At 64.4% G+C, this 469-nt stretch carries 1 pseudogene; it reads right to left on the bottom strand.

Going from position 1 to position 469, the window contains the following annotated elements:
- Nucleotides 1-469, bottom strand: a pseudogene (locus tag AC1D0P_RS29095) (chemotaxis protein); the annotation flags it as partial.

Genomic DNA, 469 nt, shown 5'->3' with positions numbered 1-469 from the left:
CTTGTTGGCTTCGTCGGCGCGGGCCGAGGAGTTGCGCACGGTCGACGTGATTTCTTCGAGTGCCGCAGAGGTTTCTTCGAGTGAAGCGGCCTGCTGTTCGGTGCGCTTGGCGAGATCGTCGGCGGCGCTGCGCATCTGCTGGGCATTGGCCTCGATCGAGCCGGTATTGGACTTGACCTCGCCGATCACCGACTGCAGCTTTTCGATGGCGCGATTGAAATCTCCGCGCACGCGCTCCAGATCGGAGCGGAACGGCTGGCGAAGCGCTATCGTCAGGTCGCCGTCGGCAAGATGCGAAAGGCCTGTCGCGAGCGAATCGACGGCGAAGCGGATTTGAGTCTCTTCTTCGAGCTTGGCGGCTTCGTGCGCGGCGCGGTCCGCATCGTTGCGCTCGCGATCCCGACGCGATGTCTCGGTGAGCGCGCGCTTTTCCAACGCCGACAGGCGCAGGCTTTCGGCGGACAGTGCC

It is taken from the genome of Polaromonas sp. P1_G2 (genome assembly GCF_056405515.1).
Note: the sequence above shows the minus strand (reverse complement) of the source record. Positions and strands in the feature narration are given on the sequence as shown.